At 41.6% G+C, this 19912-nt stretch carries 19 protein-coding genes and 2 riboswitches; of the genes, 4 read left to right on the forward strand and 15 right to left on the reverse strand.

Annotation, left to right across the window (positions count from 1 at the left end):
• Positions 1–167: 167 nt before the first annotated feature.
• Positions 168–746 (reverse strand): ComEA family DNA-binding protein, encoded by a 579-nt coding sequence (locus T515_RS16200; protein ID WP_051671279.1) that lies wholly within the window; start codon positions 744–746, stop codon positions 168–170.
• Positions 747–812: 66 nt separating this feature from the next.
• Positions 813–910, forward strand: a riboswitch (TPP riboswitch).
• 87 nt (positions 911–997) lie between these two features.
• Here T515_RS16200 and T515_RS00600 point away from each other — a divergent pair.
• Positions 998–1540, forward strand: coding sequence for an energy-coupled thiamine transporter ThiT (locus T515_RS00600; RefSeq protein ID WP_036606411.1), 543 nt, complete (start codon positions 998–1000; stop codon positions 1538–1540).
• A 413-nt stretch (positions 1541–1953) separates the two neighbouring features.
• On the opposite strand, the gene T515_RS00605 is transcribed toward T515_RS00600, so the two are convergent.
• From T515_RS00605 to T515_RS16205, 11 genes are all read right to left on the reverse strand, one after another.
• Positions 1954–2772 carry a hypothetical protein gene (locus T515_RS00605; RefSeq protein WP_036606412.1) on the reverse strand — a complete coding sequence of 273 codons (819 nt, stop codon included), beginning with the start codon at positions 2770–2772 and terminating at the stop codon, positions 1954–1956.
• A gap of 120 nt (positions 2773–2892) precedes the next feature.
• The gene (locus T515_RS00610) at positions 2893–3843 is read right to left on the reverse strand and encodes a hydroxyethylthiazole kinase (protein ID WP_051671280.1); all 951 of its coding nucleotides are present in this window, start codon (positions 3841–3843) and stop codon (positions 2893–2895) included.
• A gap of 95 nt (positions 3844–3938) precedes the next feature.
• Positions 3939–4487 (reverse strand): energy coupling factor transporter S component ThiW, encoded by a 549-nt coding sequence (thiW, locus tag T515_RS00615; RefSeq protein ID WP_242839296.1) that lies wholly within the window; start codon positions 4485–4487, stop codon positions 3939–3941.
• 61 nt (positions 4488–4548) lie between these two features.
• A complete protein-coding gene (gene thiD, locus T515_RS00620) occupies positions 4549–5349 on the reverse strand; it encodes a bifunctional hydroxymethylpyrimidine kinase/phosphomethylpyrimidine kinase (RefSeq protein ID WP_036606413.1) in 801 nt (266 codons plus the stop codon).
• 366 nt (positions 5350–5715) lie between these two features.
• On the reverse strand, positions 5716–6360 hold the full coding sequence (gene thiE, locus T515_RS00625; protein ID WP_036606415.1) for a thiamine phosphate synthase: 645 nt from the start codon (positions 6358–6360) through the stop codon (positions 5716–5718).
• 166 nt (positions 6361–6526) lie between these two features.
• Positions 6527–6639: riboswitch (TPP riboswitch) on the reverse strand.
• Positions 6640–6718: 79 nt separating this feature from the next.
• Positions 6719–7600 (reverse strand): bifunctional 5,10-methylenetetrahydrofolate dehydrogenase/5,10-methenyltetrahydrofolate cyclohydrolase, encoded by an 882-nt coding sequence (locus tag T515_RS00630; protein ID WP_051671281.1) that lies wholly within the window; start codon positions 7598–7600, stop codon positions 6719–6721.
• 173 nt (positions 7601–7773) lie between these two features.
• Positions 7774–8457 (reverse strand): cyclodeaminase/cyclohydrolase family protein, encoded by a 684-nt coding sequence (locus T515_RS00635; protein ID WP_051671282.1) that lies wholly within the window; start codon positions 8455–8457, stop codon positions 7774–7776.
• 251 nt (positions 8458–8708) lie between these two features.
• Positions 8709–10145, reverse strand: a complete 1437-nt coding sequence (locus tag T515_RS00640; RefSeq protein WP_036606417.1) for an N-acetylmuramoyl-L-alanine amidase family protein — start codon at positions 10143–10145, stop codon at positions 8709–8711.
• Between the two features lie 501 nt (positions 10146–10646).
• Positions 10647–10886: a cyclodeaminase/cyclohydrolase family protein gene (locus T515_RS00645; protein ID WP_081832596.1), complete on the reverse strand. Its 240-nt coding sequence runs from the start codon at positions 10884–10886 to the stop codon at positions 10647–10649.
• The gene (locus tag T515_RS17255) at positions 10861–10968 is read right to left on the reverse strand and encodes a cyclodeaminase/cyclohydrolase family protein (RefSeq protein ID WP_197026375.1); all 108 of its coding nucleotides are present in this window, start codon (positions 10966–10968) and stop codon (positions 10861–10863) included. Before T515_RS17255 ends, T515_RS00645 begins: the two co-directional genes overlap by 26 nt.
• 270 nt (positions 10969–11238) lie before the next feature.
• Positions 11239–12690 carry an N-acetylmuramoyl-L-alanine amidase family protein gene (locus T515_RS16205; protein ID WP_051671284.1) on the reverse strand — a complete coding sequence of 484 codons (1452 nt, stop codon included), beginning with the start codon at positions 12688–12690 and terminating at the stop codon, positions 11239–11241.
• 502 nt (positions 12691–13192) lie between these two features.
• Between T515_RS16205 and T515_RS00655 the strand changes: the two genes are divergently transcribed.
• The 3 genes from T515_RS00655 (at position 13193) to coaBC (ending at position 16035) form a co-directional block, all read left to right on the forward strand.
• Positions 13193–13876 (forward strand): ECF transporter S component, encoded by a 684-nt coding sequence (locus T515_RS00655; RefSeq protein ID WP_051671285.1) that lies wholly within the window; start codon positions 13193–13195, stop codon positions 13874–13876.
• 150 nt (positions 13877–14026) lie between these two features.
• Positions 14027–14809, forward strand: a complete 783-nt coding sequence (locus T515_RS00660; protein ID WP_036606419.1) for a type III pantothenate kinase — start codon at positions 14027–14029, stop codon at positions 14807–14809.
• A 23-nt stretch (positions 14810–14832) separates the two neighbouring features.
• Positions 14833–16035, forward strand: a complete 1203-nt coding sequence (gene coaBC, locus T515_RS00665; RefSeq protein ID WP_036606421.1) for a bifunctional phosphopantothenoylcysteine decarboxylase/phosphopantothenate--cysteine ligase CoaBC — start codon at positions 14833–14835, stop codon at positions 16033–16035.
• Between the two features lie 63 nt (positions 16036–16098).
• Here coaBC and T515_RS00670 read toward each other — a convergent pair whose 3' ends face one another.
• The 3 genes from T515_RS00670 to argB all read right to left on the reverse strand — a co-directional run bounded on the left by T515_RS00670 (position 16099) and on the right by argB (position 19877).
• Complete coding sequence (locus T515_RS00670; RefSeq protein WP_036606423.1) at positions 16099–17523, reverse strand: hypothetical protein; 1425 nt, start codon at positions 17521–17523, stop codon at positions 16099–16101.
• A gap of 209 nt (positions 17524–17732) precedes the next feature.
• Positions 17733–18968, reverse strand: a complete 1236-nt coding sequence (locus tag T515_RS00675) for an aspartate aminotransferase family protein (protein ID WP_051671307.1) — start codon at positions 18966–18968, stop codon at positions 17733–17735.
• Between the two features lie 21 nt (positions 18969–18989).
• Positions 18990–19877 carry an acetylglutamate kinase gene (gene argB / locus T515_RS00680; protein WP_442950141.1) on the reverse strand — a complete coding sequence of 296 codons (888 nt, stop codon included), beginning with the start codon at positions 19875–19877 and terminating at the stop codon, positions 18990–18992.
• Positions 19878–19912 lie beyond the last annotated feature (35 nt).

Genomic DNA, 19912 nt, shown 5'->3' on the forward strand with positions numbered 1-19912 from the left:
CTCTTCAGTTTTTTCCCATGCCATCATACTGAATCCTGAACACTCTGTGTATTAATGACTTCTGTTACTGATTTTCTAAACTGTTCTCTTTATATCCACAGCATATTCTACAGTTTTATATCTGTTTTTTCAAATGAATACATGTCTTTTATTCTTTATGTATAAGCTTATACAGTTATATGGTCCCTGAGTTTTTCGAAGGTTTTATCTCCTATCCTTTTTACATTCTTTATCTCTTCTACAGCCGCAAAGCCACCGTATTTTTCTCTGTATTCTATGATGTTTTTTGCAGTGGCGGGACCAACTCCCGGAATGGTTTCCAATTCCTGCTGATCTGCTTTATTTATATTAACCAGAGTAGATTGGTATGAAGATGATAAAGAAGAAAAATGAGACCCATTAGCTTCTGATTCAGCCATCTTGTTTTGGGTATCAGAATTCCGTGTATCATCAGATTTTTGAATATATTGTGGTTCCTCAGTACACGGCACATCATTGTCTTTTTTTGAATAGAGCTTATTTTCTGTGTTTTCAATTACTGTCGGATTATAGTTGTTAGCAGAGCTTTTGGTTTTCTCCTCTTCTTTGTACCCCTGGGTTTCCGAATACACTTTAAAGGTAGCTTTGTTTTGGGCTCTTCCCATAGTCACATAATAGACTCCGCTTATAATCATCAGAATGATCACAAGAATCTGTTTTAAACTTTTTAGTCTTTCTCTAAGTTTATTTTTTTCTTTTTCTGTCATAGATTATTCATAATCCTCCTTTTTAAACATTGACAGCCTCCTGCTCCGGCGTATAGAATTATAAAGATAAAACGCTAGGGGCGCATTTGCTGAGATGATCTTAGGATCAACCCTTTTTACCTGATCAGGTTAATGCCTGCGTAGGGAAGCAATATAAGTTAGTTTCATATAGGGTTATCCTGTGTGTTACTTCCATGCCCCTCCATAGATAACGTCTTAAAAGTGACGTTCAAATCAAGGAGGATTTTTTTATGTCAAAAAACATCAAAACACTTGTCTACTGTTCTGCCTGCATAGCTCTTTCAACTATTGCATCCATGATCACACTCTTCAGCTTTCCCACCGGTGGGTCTGTAACCATGTTTTCAATGCTCTTTGCAACTCTTCCGGGATTTTTCTTTGGTCCGGTTGCGGGAATAACCAGCGGCATCGCCTGCGGAATACTGAATTTCATACTTAAGCCCTATATGCTGACGCCGGTACAGGTGATCCTCGATTATGTTCTTGCTTTCGGAGCTTTTGGATTATCCGGTTTCTTTTCAAAAAAAGAAAAGGGGCTTTCACAGGGATATATAGCTGCCCTGGCTGCAAGATGGTTCTTCGCCTTTCTTTCAGGCTGGGTATTTTTCGGAGAATATGCATGGGAAGGATGGAATCCTGCGCTGTATTCCGCCGTTTACAACCTTATCTATATAGGGGCAGAAGCTGTAATAACCCTTGCTGTACTGCAGGTTCCTGCTCTTATAAATGCCTTTTCAAGGGTCAGGACCTCAGCCAATACTGACCGTCGATAATGTTAAACCCGTAAAAATATGACCCGGCAACTATTACAAATTAAAAAAGAACCGTTTTTAATAGTTATAAAAATGTTGTAAATGGAAATGGAAATGCAACTGCGAATGCAGCTAAAATGAATATACATGAGTATCAAACGTCGTCATGGAATCCTTAAACCCGGTGCGTTCTTACGACACTTATGTCATATAAATAAATCCATTCGTATTTTAGAGAATCTTTTGATTCATAACAAGATATCTGTATATTAATTCAGAAAAATTTTACACATATCTCACATCTTTAAATGTTCGATTATGCATTATACTTAAAATGCTCCGAAGGTCTATTGTGCAAGCACAAAGACCTTCGGAGCATAATTTTATATCAACTTACATATTTTGTTTTGCTATAACAGCTTGACCAAAAATCATCAATACACAAGAGCACCATCAGCTCCCACATAGTGGGTTCCGAAAAGAGAATCTGTAACGTAGGTATCGGCATCCATAAATCCTATTGAATTAAGATGATAGTACTTGCCGTTAGACATAACCCATTTATCTTTTACAAGCTGACCGTTTTCAAAGTAAACCCAGCCATATCCCCAATCCTGCCAGGCTGTTGCAGAAGCCTGTGTCTTAGTTTCAGTCTGGGCTGTCTGTGCCGTTTGTGTACCATTCATGGCATCAGCAGGGGTTGAGCTTTGCTGCGTTGTTGTGTTTCCTGATGAAGGATTGACACTGGGGCCACTGCTTGAACCGGAACCTGAACTCGAAGAAGAGCTTGAAGAATTACTTGAAGCAAGTGACTTCAGATAATCGCTGTCGATTTCAAGTGCATCCGACTCTGCAGATGATTTTTCATCTTCACCCTTATTCTTTTTCTGTGATGTAATCTTGAAAGTATAGGATCCCTTCTTGTTCAGTTTCTTAATGATGGATGTAAGCTCTTTTCTTCCTGCAGTGGTTGTTGTAGATATAGTTCCCGTAGAAGACTGCTTCTTCTCATCGACATATATGGTAATGGTTGCACTGGCCTTGTCATCTGATTCCGACCATGTAGCGTATACATGCACTTTACCATTGCTGTCTGTTTCTTCTTCCCAGGCGGCATCAGAGATACTGTAGTCCTTTTCATCTTCATCACTGCTCTTTGCGAATGAAGAGAGCTGACCAAGATATGCTCCCGCAGGTGTTGATGCAACAAGTACAGCCGTCATTAAGGCTGCTGTCATCTTCTTAAATTTCATTTTTCCATACTCCTTGTTTTCTGTAAGATATAATTATCTTTTCTTCTATTCTACAATCCGTTACAGAAAAAACAATTTACAATGAACTTAAATTATAGCAATTAAATATTAACTATGTTTTCAAATATTATCCCTGCCAAGCTGATCTATAAACATCACCCTGTAGCTGCCTGTTCTGAAGGTGCCGAAGGGCAATGTCTCCTTCTTTCTAAGATAATTCAGATTTTCTTCCGCTCTTTCTGCTGCAGCATTAATGTACTTTACTGCCGAGACACAGGCATCAAAATCGCTGATTTCCGTTTCAACCTCTGAGTGTTTTTCAGACCCGGATTCTGATTTATCATATACTTCGGATCCGGCACCGGAGTCCCTCAGGCTGTTATGCTCTTCACTGTTTTTAATTCTCGCTCCTGACAAAAATGAAGCCAGGATGACGGAAGACATACAGCCTGTTCCTGTCACACCGGACATCTCAGAGGAGCCACCCTCAGCTACGACCGATTTATCAGAACAGGCTATAAGATCTGTTTTACCGGAGCAGACAAGAATGAGCTCATGTGAAACTCCTGAAGCTATATACTCTTCTTTTCTTTTCCTGCAGAATTCCTGCATCATAGAAATTATTTCTACGTCGGAGTAATCCGCATCAAACCTTAGAGAATCCACTCCTGTTTCGGTTTTTTCATCCCTTATCATAGCAAGTATCTCCGAACGGTTTCCTCTTACAGCCACAGGATGACAGCATTCAATAAGCCTTTTCAGGAAATTTCTTCTGTATGAAGAGCCTGAAACTCCTACAGGATCAATGATTATGGGAATCCCTGATGAATCAGCCTCTCTTCCGCTGAGAAGCATGGATTCATAGTACTCCGTAGCTCCCAGATTCAGCTCCAGTCCATCACTTCCCGAAGTGATCTCAGCTGCTTCCTCCGGCGCATGGGACATGACAGGACGGGCACCTATGGCAAGTAAGGCGTTCGCACAGTCATTGACAGTCACATAATTCGTGATGGAATGAATGAGAGGACGATATTCTCTGATTTTGTCTGATAGTTCTTTAGTTGTATCCATATATTATTCCTGTAATTTCCTGTTAAAGCTGTGATTCATGTGAGACAGTTCATCTTCGGATAAAGGTTTCAGTTCAGTAAATCAAAAAGTGACTTTTATACCAGATTTTCCCTGATCCTGTCAATGAGATTCAGCTGCCTTAAGGCCATGGTTATGACTATGGCAAGTATGGTTCCTCCTATGGTGCTGATGAGGAAAGGAATCACAAAGGTGAATACACCCGCTGAACTGTTTCCCATGATAAATGCAGCCACCGGATATGAAAGTATGCCGCCGATTATACCGGTACCGAATACTTCACCTATATAAGCTGCAGGCAGCTTTCTTAGGCTCTTATACATAATTCCGGAAAGGAAGGCTCCGCACATGGATCCCGGAAAGGCAAGAAAAGATCCAAGTCCCATGAGATTTCTGATGAGACTCGCCACAAATGCGGCCAGAACACCATATCCCGGTCCTAAAAAGATAGCGCACAGAACATTGATAAGATGCTGGACAGGTGAACATTTTGCCCCGAAGACCGGTATGGAAAATGTGGAGCCCACCACTGCTACAGCCGCAAAAAAAGCAGCCAGGGCAAGCTTCTTTGTGTTGATATAGGTCGTTCCCTTCATTTCCAGTGTTTCCTTTTTTACATTATTCATTTTGATCTCCATTCCAAGGAGCAGCAGTAAACAATTTATTTAATCGGCAGGTACCATGGCCTTAAATATTTTTGTATTCACCATTTATGGCAAATCCATGATCCATGGGTCCAGAACCCTTTCCGAGATCAAGCATAGCGGCAAGAGCTCCGGAAATATAGTTTTTTGCATAACGTACAGCAGTTTCAAGATCATATCCCTTTGCAAGATTCGAAGCTATGGCTGATGACAATGTACATCCCGTGCCGTGGGTGTTTTTGTTATCAATACGTTTTCCCCTGAACCAGGTATATCCGTTTTCCGAGTACAGAAGATCATTGGCATCATTAAGGTTATGTCCGCCTTTGCAAAGTACTGCGCAGCCATACTCCTCAAATATCTTTTTTGATGCCTCCACCATATCCTCCGGGCTCTCTATCCTCATTCCTGAAAGTACCTCTGTCTCAGGTATATTCGGAGTTATGACAGTGGCAAGAGGAAGCAGACTTTCCTTCAATGTCTTTACAGCCTCTTCAGTAATGAGCCTGGCTCCGCTTGTTGCCACCATAACTGGGTCTACAACGATGTTTTTTGCCTTGTAGAACCTGAGTCTCTCAGCAATTACTTCTATAAGCCCCTTTGATGATACCATTCCCGTTTTTACCGCATCCGGGTAAATATCAGTGAATATACAGTCCAGCTGCTCCTTTAAAAATTCAGGACTGCTTTCCATAATGTCAGAAACACCGGTAGTATTCTGGGCAGTCAATGCCGTAATCGCACTCATGGCGTATACATGATTTGCGAGCATTGTCTTGATATCTGCCTGGATGCCGGCGCCTCCGCTGGAATCACTTCCTGCGATTGTTAATGCTGTTTTCATTATTACTCTCCTTTCATACGGGAATATCGATCCATTTTAATTATCATAAAGACAAGGATCCACATCATATTGCATAAGCATTTACCTATGCACATATCTGCACTTCTGCAGCCCACAACACTAATTTTATATAGCGACCTCAGGTGGTGCCCCCAAGAAGCCGCTGTATGTAAAGCGATATATTATGATGTGTATGCTAATGCTTTTGCCAGAAGCTTTCTAAGAACACATCAAATCGCATCATACTTTTATGTTTTGATTCCGATATCGATAGCCACCTTACTGTAGCTGCCTTTCGGTTATCACTCTATTTTTTTCTGTGTTTGTTTCAACTTGCTCTCTGTTTCCACTACTTTTTCAGTTCTCTTATTTGCTATATGCGACTATTTTTTCAGCTGTCTTTCTGAGCCTTTCAGCAGCTCCTCTTATATCCTCCTGTCCGAAGATGCTGCTGACAACAGCTATTCCGGCAGCCCCGGTTCCTGTAAGAAGCGATGCATTGTCCTCATTTATTCCGCCTATTCCCACAACAGGGATATCAACGGAGCGAATGATATCTGCAATTGTTTCCCTCGTCATGTATATGGCATCCTTCTTGGTTGATGAACCGAAAAGAGCACCGGAACCCAGATAGTCAGCTCCGTTTTGTACCGCATTTTCTGCCTGTTCTACAGTTTTGGCCGTAACTCCGACAATTTTCCCCGGACCAATGATCCTTCTTGCCTCCAGAGGCGCCATATCCTCCTGACCCACATGAACACCATCAGCATCGATGATCCTGCAAAGCTCAGCATCATCGTTTATGATGAATGGGATGTCATGTTTTCTGCATATCAAAAGAAGCTCTCTTGCAAGGTTTTTTAGATCTTCCCCCTTCAGTTCCTTTTCCCTGAGCTGCAGCATGGTTACTCCGCCTTCTATGGCTTCCAAAACTGCCTGAGTGAGGCTCTTTCCCCGGGGAAGACATCCTCTGTCGGTTATTCCGTATAATAGTAGTGACTTTTTATCCATATATTCTCCTGCGAAGCATACTCATTTTTAAATAATCAAGTACGGAAGAAGCACCCTTCTCGATGAATCTGGCTGCCAAATGCATATTCAAGCGGACACGACATGCTCTTTACAGCCTTATCAAAAAAATAAGGGACTGTCCTGATTCGGACAATCCCTTTAAAGGCGTTAAATAAAGCTCACTCCCTACGTTGGCATGATCCAAATCAGGTTTCATAGGGTCCGGAAACGTACAGTTCCCATCTCAGCCGGTTCTGACCGACACCCCCGTTAACTTACTTAAAAAATTCTTTTTAAAAATATTTACCTTCGAAATTATAGCACTCTGTTTTGAAATATGAAATGAGTTTTTAACAATTTACTCTATATATTCATCCTTTGAATCATCAACCGGAGCCAGATTCATCTGACGTCTTGCCGCATCTATAAGATGCTTTGCAAGAACAGCTGTTGTCACTGTTCCCACGCCACCTGGAACCGGTGTTGCAGCTCCAGCCTTAAGTACGATCTGATCCCAGTCACAGTCACCGCAAAGATTGCCGTGCTCGTCAACATTGATTCCTACATCGATAAGTGTCGCATCTTCCTTTATATATCCGCTGCTGATCTTCTTCGCCTTACCTATGGCCGCAATCACGATATCAGCATCACTTGCCACTTCCTTGATATTTTCTGATTTTGAGTGGCAGACTGTAACAGTGGCATTCTCATTAAGAAGCAGCATGGAAAGAGGTTTTCCTACCACCATGGAACGCCCGATTATGCAGGCCTTTTTACCTGCCATCTCGATATTATATCCCTTAAGAATCTCAATTACTGCCTGTGCCGTACAAGGTGCAAATGCTTCCTTGTCGCCTCTCATCACGCCGGAAACATTGGCATCGGTTATACAGTCGATATCCTTCAACGGATTCATCTTCTTAAGCATCTCTTCCTCATTGATCTGCTTTGGAAGAGGACGCATAACAAGTATTCCGTGAATTTCAGGATCGTTGTTAATGAAATCAAAGACCTCCTGGAACTCTTCGTTGGTACAATTCTCCGGAAGCTCATAATCCTTTGCCTCCAGTCCGAAATTAACGAAACGGTTTTTTATGCTTCTTTCGTAAGAAAGGTCTGCTTCCCTGCTGCCGACTCTGAGAATAGCCAGTGCCGGCATGATGCCGTTGTACTTTCCCACAAAATCAAGACATTCTTCCTTTATTCTGTCTGCAATGAGTTTTCCTTTTAATTCCTGCATGTTCACTCCTCTTTTATTGCTGTAGGTTTAACTGCTGAAACAGCTTATTAAGGCCTATCCCGTTTGGCTATTATTTTCACTCATAGTCCTATACCTTTTATGATAATGCATTTACTATCAAGTGTATGGTTCTAATTATTATAATAATATCTCAGCCGTCTCGTTAGATTATATCAGGAAAAATCGACTTTATTTCTCGTGATTTTGTCTTTTTCCGCATCATAAGACGGTTTTATCGCAGTCTCGACCTGCTCATATATTAGTCTCGCTCTGCTCTTTCCGTCAGACAAAAGCTTATATGCATATTCATTGAGCTCTATCATACGATTTCTGTTCTTCATCATCTTTGTGTTAATATAGACATTCATCACTGCACCCTGAAGGGCTGTGTTCAGGAATGAAACACCTACTCCCACATCGCTGAGCATAAGCTTCGAACCGTTATCTGCAAGCTCCTGCATGTAATTCAACGCCTCGCATGCACACTCCATAATCTTTATGGGTGTCATGGAAGCCGCGGAAAGACAGGTCTCAAGAGTGGTCTCTTTATAATCTTTCTCTTCCACTGTCTCTTCCGGAAGTCCGTATGCCTGACTAAGCGGATAGAAAACCTTCTCATCTTCGTCTGAGAGTTCCAAAAACCTGACTCTCAATTTCTCAAGCTTTTCTTTTATCGCCTGAAGTCTTGGCTCAAAATCTGCATATTTCTTCTTGCCGCTGGTGAAGGACACAACCATCAGACCAAGACTGACTCCATAAGCCCCTGCAAGCGCACTGGCACCGCCGCCACCGGGAACAGACTCCTTTGCACCGAGTTTTTCCAGATAATCATTCAGTTTAGTTTCCTTTGCAGTCATCTCGTTCTCTCAATACTTTCTTCTATATTTTGCACAACAGAATCAACTATACCCATATTGCTGTAGGTTTGATACTTCAATATATGACTCGTATTTCAATGCTTACATCATAATAACCATTATTATAGTTTTTATCAACCTGATAAGAAGGTAAGAAGACTTCACTGAATCTGAGATTAAAAAAGCCCCTCCATAACGGTTTCACCGTTACGGAGAGGATGTATTTCGGAGGGTATATTTTAGTAATAGATTTATGCTAATGCTTCATAAGAAAGCATAACACCTTCATCATTAAATGTGATTTTCATACCATTAAGTGTAACAACACCTGTGTAGAAAAATCCCTGGGCATTAACAAAATGAGCATGCATCTGCCCATCAAGTCCAAGCTGCATATAAACAGCATCGGCTCCTGTTGCAAGAGGAGCTCCTGTTGCAGGATTTACAAAGCATCCGACAACTGTGCCGTCAGGTTTTGTTGTGACCATCATAGTCGCATTTGTCACCGGATATGTCATACCATCAGGTGTGGTAAGTGTTGATCCGTCTGCTGAAACAGCTCCAACTCCTGCAAATGTAAGACCTGCAACATCACCGCTGACCTTGTATTCTCTTACTGTTGAATCATCAGCAAGCTTAGTAACAGTTTCAACAGCTGAAATACTCTTTCCGCCAAGGGAGATAGTTGCTGTAGTAATGATCTCGCCATTAGCACCTGTAGTTACGTTTGTGGTTACTACTGCGCCGCTTGACTGTGTTGAGACACTATTCTGGGAAGATGTAGAACCTCTGTCGTTTGAATCGCCGCTATCTGAAGAACCATTATCTGAAGACTTCTTCCAAGTCTTAATCAGTTCGCCTTTTTCATTAAACATGTAGTAAGTATCGCCAAGACGGATAGTCTTACTTGTTACCATGATTCCATCATCATCGAAGAAATAGGTGGCAGTAGTTCCATCTTTATATTTATATGTAAATAATGTAGCAGTAAGCATGAGGCCTTCTTCATCGAAGAAATGCCATTCTCCATTGATTTCACGCCAGCTATTGATGACCATAGCGCCATCTTTGCCAAAGTACTGCATATGTCCATCCGGTGTTTCCAGGAACTTGTTTGTTTCCATAAAACCTTCTTTACCGAAGAAATAAATCTTTCCGTTTATCTTCTTTAACCGGCTCTTTAACATGGAACCCCTGTCATAATAACGCCATTTTCCATTGCTGCCTTCTTTATGCCAACCGCATTTTACATTTACGTTTACAATAAGTGTTGCGAAACACTTTATTTCACTCGGACTGCTTTCTGAAGGAGAAGAAACATTACTTGGAGTGCTCTTATAAGTATCATGTAGCTCAGCCGTGATTGTCACGGCATCAATTATTAAACTTTTATTATTATCTTCGATATGTAATTCAAGATTTCCGTTTTCATCTACAGATAATAATGAAGGATTGGATGAATTCCAGTATATTAATGGATCTTTAGAAGCTTCTCCTTCGAGAAGTTTAGTCAAATCATCCATTTCTTTTACCTGTTCTAAAGACTCAATAGTAATACTATTCTCAGTAAATTTAAAATAATCACTATTTGTCTTTGTTGTTGTTCCGGCAATAGACATCACCGGCACCTGTGCCACTGCCAGAAGACCTGCGAGGACAAGGCACATAAGTTTTTTTGTTAATTTCATACTAACTCCCTATGCAAATGCACACAACTTCATAAGGAAGTGTAAGAAATCATAGTGTTTTATTCCCAATGAGCTGATATAACTAATTTATACTCTCTTCAATAATCTTTAACCCTCCCGAAGAGTGGGAACTAAAGCACATCAACTTGCCAAACCACTTCTTTACGAAGTAAATCCAGCCTTATTTTCATAAGGCAGTTCACTGAGCTATTCTTAATTTTTTCATACAATATATGAAGATTTTTCAGCTCATCATAGTTATTATAGTACATATACATATATGTTCAAGTGGTGTTTTTGTACATTTCATACAATACATAGCGTAAATCACCAACGTACCGCATATAATCGGTACGTTGGTGATTATAAAAAAAACTAAATCTATGCACGCCCTTAAAAACAGTATACTTGACTCATTCCTTTGACTTTAATCTCAATATCTCATCCAGAAGCTTATGGGCTGCCTCCCACTTTGACATGAGGGGGAGCTCCACCTCGGAATCATGGGAAATAAGGGTCAGGACATTGGTAAATAAGTCTTGCCCTGCTATTCCCGTCAGTAAGAAGTTTATAGGCATATTCATTCAGCTCTATCATACGGTTAGTGTTCTTCATCATCTTTGTGTTGATGTAGACATTCATCACCGCGCCCTGGAGGGCAGTGTTCAGGAAAGATACGCCTACGCCCACATCACTGAGCATTAGCTTTGAACCGTTATCCGCAAGCTCCTGCCAGTGCACTGGCTCCGCCGCCTCCGGGAACAGATTCCTTTGCTCCAAGCTTTTCAAGATAATCCTTCAGTACCGTTTCCTTTGCTGTCATCATGGTCTCCATTCTTGTGATTGTGCCGATGTGCTTACTTCGCATTTCTTAATTATGATAAACCTTAAGTTTGATTTATCAATGAAAAAAGTTTGACAGCAGATTCCAGGATTCAACTTAAGGATTTTTATCATTCTTCTGCATTTAAAAGCCCCTGCCTGTACCGGACGAACCAATACAAACAGAGGCTTATATTCGGAGGGTTAAAACCATTCAGGGAATCATTTTATTTCAGAGTTCCCTTATTAAAAAATTAATGTTCTTTTACCGTCAGGCAAGGCTTTCAAAGGAAAGCATCACGCCCTCTTCATCGAAAAGAATCTTCATTCCGTTGAGAATGACTTCACCTGTGTAGAAGTATCCCTGAGGATTGATGAAATGTCCATGCATCTGACCGTCCATGCCGAGCTGCATAAGAACTGTAACAGTTCCGGTTGCCATAGGCATTCCCGTAGCAGGATCCTCAAAGTAACCTAATGTTGTGCCATCAGGAGCCTTGGTGATGATCATAGCTGCATTTGTAACATGAAGTGTTAATCCTTCCTGAGTTGTAAGTGTTGAACCGTCTTGAGATACTGTACCGACTCCTGCAAATGTAAGACCAGATACATCACCTGTCACCTTGTACTCTGTTTTTATTGAGCCGTCAGCAAGCTTTGTCGCAGTTTCAATAACGTTCATGGTCTTTCCGCCAAGAGAAATAACTGCTGTTGTAATTGTCTCACCATTAGGGCCTGTTGTACCACTGGTGTTTACAGTAGCTCCGCTTGGAAGAGTTTCTACCTTGGATGAATTAGTTCCTTCAGAGCCGCCGGATTCTCCGCCACCTGATGATGAATTATTATCTGATGACTCTTTCCATGTCTTTATGAGTATTCCTTCATCATTGAACATATAGTATGTACCGTCAAGAAGGATGGTCTTGTTTGTAACCATGATACCGTCAGAATCAAAATAGTATGTGTTCTCTTTACCATCTTCATCTGCAAAGGTGAATAGTGTATCTATCAGCATAACACCGTCTTCATCAAAGTACTTCCATACACCGTTTATCCTTTTCCAACTGTCTACGACCATAACGCCATCTTCACCGAAATACCGTTTGCTCTTTCCATCTGCAGTTTCAAGGTAAGCATCGGTTACCATAAATCCGTCTTTTCCTAAGAAATAGGTTTTGCCCCCAATTTCCTTCAGAGCGCTCTTGACCTGCTCACCCCTGTCAAAGTAACTCCACTTTTTACTGTTTTGGGTCTGGAACCAACCGTTCTTGACATTGATATGAGCTTTTAATGTTGCGATACATACTATCTCACTCGGTGTTGCTTCATCTGAACTTTTCTTGATTTCACTTTCAGTACTGACTTCTTTTCTTAATGAGGCACTTATATCAACATCTTTTTTTATCACCTCACCCACAGGATCCGTGTTTTCTTCGATATTTAAAGTGAGCTTTCCATTATCCTCTACAGACAGAAGTTTCTCATCTGAAGATTCCCACTCTATTCCGGGACCTTTATAATCTCCGGAAAGCATACTATCCAGTTCATCAAGTTCATCAACCTGTTTCTTAGAGGTAATGCTTATACTGCCTTCTTCAAAGTACAAATAATCTTTATTGTTTCTTACTGTTTTAGTGGTTGCTGCCATGGACATCACAGGCACTTGACCTACTGTTAAAATACATGCAAGTCCAAGACACAGCAGTTTTTTGGTTAATTTCATACTAATGCCCTCATAAAAATAAATGCACACGACCTTGATATGAAGTCACTGTTGTCATGGCATTCCATCTCTTGTGAGCAGTATTTGATTTTCTTTCTCACGACTTATTTAGCCCTCCATAAATCATGAAATACATGTACCCATATTACTTCACTATCAAAGCCCTTATTTAACCTTACTTAAGTAAGGATGTTTCACGAATTGTTAATGAAATTATGCAATATACATAATTTTCTATTACATTCTTTAAAAATATTATATACATCCACATATATGTATTCAAGGTTTTTGGGATGATTTCTTCACTTATCCAATCGCAGCAAAATTACTTTCCACACTTTTCATCTTTTCTTCCCATTTGTTTTATAAAAAATCCATTTTGAAATATTGCATACAAAAGTAAGAAATGACATAATGACCCTGAGCGATACTTTGCAGAGAATCCCCGGGATAGTCTCAGGGAACAATCCTCATAAGACAAAGACCGCATCAGGAGGGAAAAATGAATAATAATTTATCAACAACTACCACTACCAAAGCTGGCATCGGTATCTCCGGTCAGGTACGTGACCTTTCAATCATGGCTATGTTTACAGCCATAGTTATGATCATGGCATTTACCCCGTTTGGAATCATCGATCTGCCGCTCATCAAAGCAACTATCTTACATGTACCTGTTGTTATTGGTTCCGTAGTTCTCGGACCTAAAAAGGGTGCATTCCTTGGATTCCTTTTCGGAGCAACAAGCCTTTTTAAAAACATCACAGCCCCAAGTCTTCTGTCCTTTGCATTTACACCGACAGTTCCTGTTCCGGGTCTTACACATGGTTCAGTATGGGCACTTTTCATCTGTTTCGTACCACGTATCCTTGTGGGCGTTACACCATGGCTTCTTTACACAGCAGCAAAAAAGCTTCTTCCAAAGATGAATGATGCTGTACGTTTTATGTTTCTTGCTCTTTGCGGTGCTCTCGGTGCCATTACCAACACTGCTCTTGTTATGGGATCGATATTTGTTGTTTTCAGAAATGCTTATGCCACAGCAAACAACATTCCGGTTGACAAGGTTCTAAGTGTGATTCTTGGTATCGTATTTACAAACGGCATCCCTGAAATGCTTGTAGCAGCAGTTATAGTACCTGTTGTCATTACAGCACTTATCAAGGCACATGTAGTTTCAAAATAAATCACCAGTTTTCCGGCACATATTGATAACAGATAAACCAGTCTTTATAAAGCTAAGTACTGCTAGATTCAATATTCCTGGATTACATATTTCTACCGGTCAAATTGAATATCAGTTTGACCGGTATTTTTTAGATAAGAATGGATATAAATGAAAACTCTTTTAATAGATGTAGGAAATTCAAATATCGTCATCGGTCTTTTTGAAAACGGTACAAAGCTTTTTCAGGACAGAGCCGATACAAGAAGGAAGTGGGATCAGCTCAGCTTTATGAATGAGTTAAAAACCATTTTTAATCTTAATAATGTTTCCGCCGGTGAAATCGATGGCTCCATCATCTCATCAGTGGTACCGGACATTAACCCTATCCTTGTTTCAGCCATAAAAAGGCTTACAGGTAAAAAGGCCATTATCGCAGGAAAGGATAATGTCGACATTCCCGTAAAGAATTATGATATGTCTCTGCTTGGCATGGACAGAATGGTGGATATGCTGGCAGCCAGAGAAAAGTACGGCTTTCCGCTTATGATCTACGACCTTGGAACCTGTACCACCATGTCGGTTATAGACAGCGATGGCTTTTTCATCGGTGGGATGATTTCACCCGGAGTTCAGTTAAGCCTCGACGCTGAAGCCGAAAAGACTGCACAGCTTCCGGAACTTATGGCGGATGCACCGGAAAAGCTTCTCGGTGACGATACCGTTTCATGTATGATAAACGGTGTGGTCATCGGAACAGCAGCAATGATAGACGGTATTCATGAAAGAGTTTCGGATGAACTTAATATCAGTCCCGAAAACTTCCCTCTTGTTCTGACCGGCGGACTCAGCAGACTCGTGCTCCCCTGGATGAAACATGAGGCACATTTTGAACCGGATCTTCTTTTGAATGGCCTGGAGATACTGTACCTGAAATCAAATTCAAATCCTTGATTTATATTAAGTAGGTAGAAATTATGCTAAATGGAAAAAACATACTTCTTGGAGTCACAGGAGGCATAGCCGCATATAAAGCAGCAGATATCTGTTCCCGACTTGTGAAGCTTCATGCCAATGTAGACGTCATCATGACTGAGCATGCCCTTAACTTCATAACTCCCAACACTTTTGAGGCCCTTTGCCACAACAAGGTGACTACAGATACCTTTGACAGAAACCATCCTTTCGAAGTTGAACATATCGCTCTTGCGGATAAAGCAGACTGTGTGATTATCGCTCCTGCAACAGCCAACATTATCGGGAAACTGGCTAACGGTCTCGCGGACGACATGCTTTCAACAACACTTCTGGCCTGCCGCTGTCCGAAGCTCATCGCCCCTGCCATGAATACTCATATGTGGCAGAATCCTATAGTGCAGGACAATATTTCAAAGCTAAAACATTATGGCTTCTCCATAATTGAACCTGCCAGCGGACATCTTGCCTGCGGATATGACGGTTCAGGAAAACTGGCTGATACCGGCCTCATAGCAGATTATGTAGTTAATGCCTGTGCCCATGAAAAGGATATGGCCGGACTTAAGGTACTTGTGAGCGCAGGTCCCACCTGTGAGGATCTTGATCCTGTACGTTTCATCACAAACCGTTCTTCAGGAAAGATGGGCTACAGCATCGCCTCTGCTGCCGCAAGCCGCGGGGCAGCAGTCACACTTGTAAGCGGGCCTGTGGATCTCCCCGTTCCTGCCGGTGTAAATATCGTACATATAAGAAATGCCGAAGATATGTATCGTGAAATCACTTCACGTCAGGAAGAATCTGACATCATCATAAAGGCTGCTGCCGTTGCAGACTACAGACCATCCATAGTTTCTGATAATAAGATAAAGAAAAAGGATGACGGTTCAGATCTGAGTCTTCCTCTCGAAAGAACAAAAGATATACTAAAATTCCTGGGGGAACATAAAAGAGATGGGCAGTTCCTCTGCGGCTTCTCCATGGAAACGGAGAATATGCTTGAGAACTCCAGAAAGAAACTTACAAAGAAAAATCTTGACCTTATAGCCGCAAACAACGTAAAGGTTTCCGGTGCAGGCTTTCTGGGCGATACAAATGTCCTGACCCTTATATCAAAGGACAGGGAAACCGAGCTTCCTCTCATGTCTAAGTGGGACGCCGCACATCAGCTTCTTGATGAAATACTGAAGATAAGAAACAACTGACTTAAGAATTCCTTTTACTTAACGATTAAGAGCCGCAGGATTATCCCGCGGCTCTTTTTTTCTTTAGTTAAATGTAATACTGTTAAGTATCTTATCTCCCATTGCCCCATCAGAGATATCCACTCTGACGATTCCTACGGAAATTGCCTTTCCATCAGATACTGTTCCAATGTACTCCGTCCACTCGTATCCGATGTTCTTGTATGTGCGGCCTTTCATCTTGATTCCGCCTATCTCTCTGTCATCGATTTCCTTATAGTTTTCAAATTTATCTTTATAGAAATCAAATTTTTCGATTTCCTCTGCCATCTCAAATTTGATAAATCCGGCGCCAAATGCATCAGGATCTTCATTTTCGATGAGCTTCCATTTACCACTGGTCTCACTGGTGCTCCATCCGGAATCAGGCATCTGTAACTTGACATCCAGAGTTTTATCTGAGGAACCGAAAGGATGCAGGGTAAGAGTTGTATCCTTCATAGCAGCATTGGCCGCTGCTGCCTTTCCTGCTTCGGAAGCTTCTTCCTCAAGTACGGACAGATACTTTTCTTCCGCTTCCGATGACTTGAATCCACTGGAGTTAAATCCAGTGATCTTATAAACTCCGGGAGCTCCTGCAGGATCCTTCTCTCCGAAGTTCACATAAATAAAGTGATTCGGATCCTCTGAAGAAATCCACTTATAGTATCGGCGGTTCTGTTTCATATTCTCCACGTACTCTTCTTTATCAAACTCACCGTCTACACCAAAGTAAGCCACCAGATCCTCGTATGTGGTGTTAAAGATATCCTTGTTGATCTTATTCATCCAGACATAGCCCTTCTGAACCTCTTCTTCACTTATGATACCATCTCCATTGGGAACATCTGCGGAGGCTGATGTTTTCTTGTTATCATCCTTTTCAGACTCAGTTTCAGCCGCTGCCTCTGTAGTTTCTTCTGTATCCTTCTTATCCTTACTGTCATCCTTGCTGTCAGGTTTTGCTGCTGCAGGTGCCGCATCACCGCTTCTCTTCATGGTGTACTGAACACCGGCCATATCAAGGATAAGAGTGTCACCGTCCAATGTATAGGTATAGTCAGTTGTGCCGTAAACCTTTACACTGCCTTCTTTCCAGGTAATATCCAAAACAGTTGTGAAAAGACAAAGCTCTCCGGTTCCGTCATCTCTCAGATCAAGATAAGTATCTCCCATTCCTGCCTGAACCAGCATTTCATGAGTTACTGTATTTCCGTTTCCGGTATACTCATAGATTTCATAATGACCGACATCTTTGGATGTTGTTTTTTCAGCCGCTTTTTCTTCCTTCTTTTCCTCTGCCTCTTTCTTTTCAGCTTTGGCTTCCTTTACGGCCGCGGCCTTCGTTTCAACCTTCTCTGTTTCCTTATGAGTTGTCTCCTGAGCACTTGCTTCCTTTGTTCCACCACATGCTATAAGAGCTGCCGATGTGGACAAAGCCAAAAGAAACATTATCAGCTTACGTTTCATTTTCCCTCCCATTAACACAAATAAAAGTCTGATCTTTTTTAACGGATCAATAGTGTATAGCTACATCTTAAATATCAGCAAAGGACAGCCTATATATAAGCTGCCCTTTGATATTCACATAACTTGCTACATATTTAAGCGTTTTTATACGTTGATTTTTACTGTTTATTTCTATGTAAGTGTGTTGGAAATATTTAATTTAGTTTATATTAGGCTTTCATCTCATCCAGAACTGCAATGAGTCTTTCCTTCATCGCTTCCACATGCTCACGCTCAATAACAAGAGGAGGAACAAAACGGATAGTGTTGTGTTCCGCTGAAATAAGTATAAGCTGCTGCTCAAGAAGTGCCTTGCTGACTATATCGGAAACCTTTACATCAGCCGCAAATTCAAGTCCCTGAATAAGGCCCTTTCCTCTGTGATCCACTATAAGCTCGGGATACTTCTCCATTACTTCATCAAGAGCCTTAAAGAGATGTACACCCATCTCCTTTGCATGTCCCGGTATGTCCGCTTCCTTAAACACATCAAGTACCGCAGATGCCACAGCACATACAAAAGGATTTCCTCCGTAAGTGGAACCGTGATCTCCCGGCTTCATGGCATCTGAAGCCTTTCCGGAAGCGAGGAACGCACCAACAGGCACTCCGTTTCCGAGAGCCTTTGCCACAGTAAGCACATCCGGCTTCACTCCGAACTCCTGCCATGCGAACATATATCCTGTACGTCCCATTCCGCACTGAATCTCATCAAAAATCAGAATGAGATCATTTTCATCGCATATCTTGCGTACGCCCTTCAGAAACTCTTCGGTTGCAGGATAGATTCCGCCTTCACCCTGGAAGGTCTCAAGGATTATGGCTCCGGTGTTCTCATTAACAAGAGCCTTTACCGAATCAAGGTCATTGTATGTGGCGAACCTGACTCCTCCCACAAGCGGTTCAAAGGGTTCACGATAATGATCCTTTCCCGTTACGCTGAGAGCTCCCATGCTTCTTCCGTGGAATGAACCCTGCATTGCAATGATTTCACTGTTCTTCTTGCCCTTATTGTAGTTGTATCTGCGGGCTATCTTTAATGCACCCTCTATGGCCTCGGTTCCTGAATTTGTAAAGAAAACCTTGTCCATCTGAGACAATGCTATGAGTTTTTCCGCGGCATCGATTGCAGGTTCGTTATAAAAAAGATTCGATATATGAAGAAGTCCCTTATCGATCTGTGATTTCATTACCCGGTTCACAAGATCGTTTCCGTATCCGAGACCGCAGACAGAAATTCCGGCACCGAAATCAAGATACTTCTTGTCTCCCACGTCATAAATATAAACCCCATCTGCATGGTCAAAGACCACCGGGAACCTGTTGTAGGTTTTGTAAAAATACTTCTCACCCTCTTTAAGAAGACGGTCATTTACAACATTACCCTTTACGATGGTATCATCCATAAAATTCATTTAAGTCTCCTTTTAGTCAAAATGCTTATCTATCGACTTCTCGATCATAGTTCCGATACCCTTATTCGTGAATATCTCAAGCAAGAGACAATGGGGCACTCTTCCATCCAGAATATGTACCTGATTTACGCCCTTCTTCATGGCATCTATGCAGTTCTGGAGCTTGGGAAGCATGCCTCCCCCAAGTACTCCTGAATCTATCATGGTCTGAGCTTCATCGAGATTCAAGGTATGAATAAGAGATTCCTTATCTTCAAAATCTCTGTACACACCTTCTACATCTGTAAGGTATGCCAGCTTTTCTGCATGCATTGAAGCCGCAATGGCGCAGGCTGCATCGTCTGCATTGACATTATAGGTCTGTCCGTGATCATCAAAACCCACAGGACAAATAATGGGTATGAAATCGTCATCCAAAAGGTCCTTAATAATGGTAGTGTCTACATCCACTACCTCCCCCACATAACCTATGTCCTGTCCCTTGCTGAACTTCTTCACACATTTAAGGAGATTTCCGTCCTTACCTGAAATACCAACTGCCTTTCCCCCCAGGTTGTTGATGAGCTGCACCAGAGACTTGTTCACTTTATTCAGAACCATCTCTGCTATCTCCATGGTATCCTCATCGGTAACACGAAGCCCGTTTACAAATCTGGGTTCCATCCCCACCTTGCCTATCCATCTGGAAATCTCTTTTCCGCCTCCGTGGACAAGTATGGGCTTAAGACCAACCAGCTTAAGAAGGGATACATCCTGCATTACCTGCATCTTGAGATGCTCATCGGTCATGGCAGATCCGCCGTATTTTACGATAACCACTTTATTCTGGAATTTCTGAATATATGGCAGTGCCTCCACAAGGGTGGCCGCTTTATTCATTATTTCCTGTGAAATCTCCATCATATACCTCCAGGGTTCAAATCATATAAATGAGT

Source organism: Oribacterium sp. P6A1 (assembly GCF_000702885.1).
Lineage (GTDB): Bacteria > Bacillota > Clostridia > Lachnospirales > Lachnospiraceae > Oribacterium.

Excerpts from the sequence above, each read along its gene's own strand:
- T515_RS16200 (WP_051671279.1), bottom strand. The coding sequence starts at position 746 with ATGACAGAAAAAGAAAAAAATAAACTTAGAGAAAGACTAAAAAGTTTA.
- T515_RS00600 (WP_036606411.1), top strand. The coding sequence starts at position 998 with ATGTCAAAAAACATCAAAACACTTGTCTACTGTTCTGCCTGCATAGCT.
- T515_RS00605 (WP_036606412.1), bottom strand. The coding sequence starts at position 2,772 with ATGAAATTTAAGAAGATGACAGCAGCCTTAATGACGGCTGTACTTGTT.
- T515_RS00610 (WP_051671280.1), bottom strand. The coding sequence starts at position 3,843 with ATGGATACAACTAAAGAACTATCAGACAAAATCAGAGAATATCGTCCT.
- thiW (WP_242839296.1), bottom strand. The coding sequence starts at position 4,487 with ATGAATAATGTAAAAAAGGAAACACTGGAAATGAAGGGAACGACCTAT.
- thiD (WP_036606413.1), bottom strand. The coding sequence starts at position 5,349 with ATGAAAACAGCATTAACAATCGCAGGAAGTGATTCCAGCGGAGGCGCC.
- thiE (WP_036606415.1), bottom strand. The coding sequence starts at position 6,360 with ATGGATAAAAAGTCACTACTATTATACGGAATAACCGACAGAGGATGT.
- T515_RS00630 (WP_051671281.1), bottom strand. The coding sequence starts at position 7,600 with ATGCAGGAATTAAAAGGAAAACTCATTGCAGACAGAATAAAGGAAGAA.
- T515_RS00635 (WP_051671282.1), bottom strand. The coding sequence starts at position 8,457 with ATGACTGCAAAGGAAACTAAACTGAATGATTATCTGGAAAAACTCGGT.
- T515_RS00640 (WP_036606417.1), bottom strand. The coding sequence starts at position 10,145 with ATGAAATTAACAAAAAAACTTATGTGCCTTGTCCTCGCAGGTCTTCTG.
- T515_RS17255 (WP_197026375.1), bottom strand. The coding sequence starts at position 10,968 with ATGACAGCAAAGGAAACGGTACTGAAGGATTATCTTGAAAAGCTTGGA.
- T515_RS16205 (WP_051671284.1), bottom strand. The coding sequence starts at position 12,690 with ATGAAATTAACCAAAAAACTGCTGTGTCTTGGACTTGCATGTATTTTA.
- T515_RS00655 (WP_051671285.1), top strand. The coding sequence starts at position 13,193 with ATGAATAATAATTTATCAACAACTACCACTACCAAAGCTGGCATCGGT.
- T515_RS00660 (WP_036606419.1), top strand. The coding sequence starts at position 14,027 with ATGAAAACTCTTTTAATAGATGTAGGAAATTCAAATATCGTCATCGGT.
- coaBC (WP_036606421.1), top strand. The coding sequence starts at position 14,833 with ATGCTAAATGGAAAAAACATACTTCTTGGAGTCACAGGAGGCATAGCC.
- T515_RS00670 (WP_036606423.1), bottom strand. The coding sequence starts at position 17,523 with ATGAAACGTAAGCTGATAATGTTTCTTTTGGCTTTGTCCACATCGGCA.
- T515_RS00675 (WP_051671307.1), bottom strand. The coding sequence starts at position 18,968 with ATGGATGATACCATCGTAAAGGGTAATGTTGTAAATGACCGTCTTCTT.
- argB (WP_442950141.1), bottom strand. The coding sequence starts at position 19,877 with ATGGAGATTTCACAGGAAATAATGAATAAAGCGGCCACCCTTGTGGAG.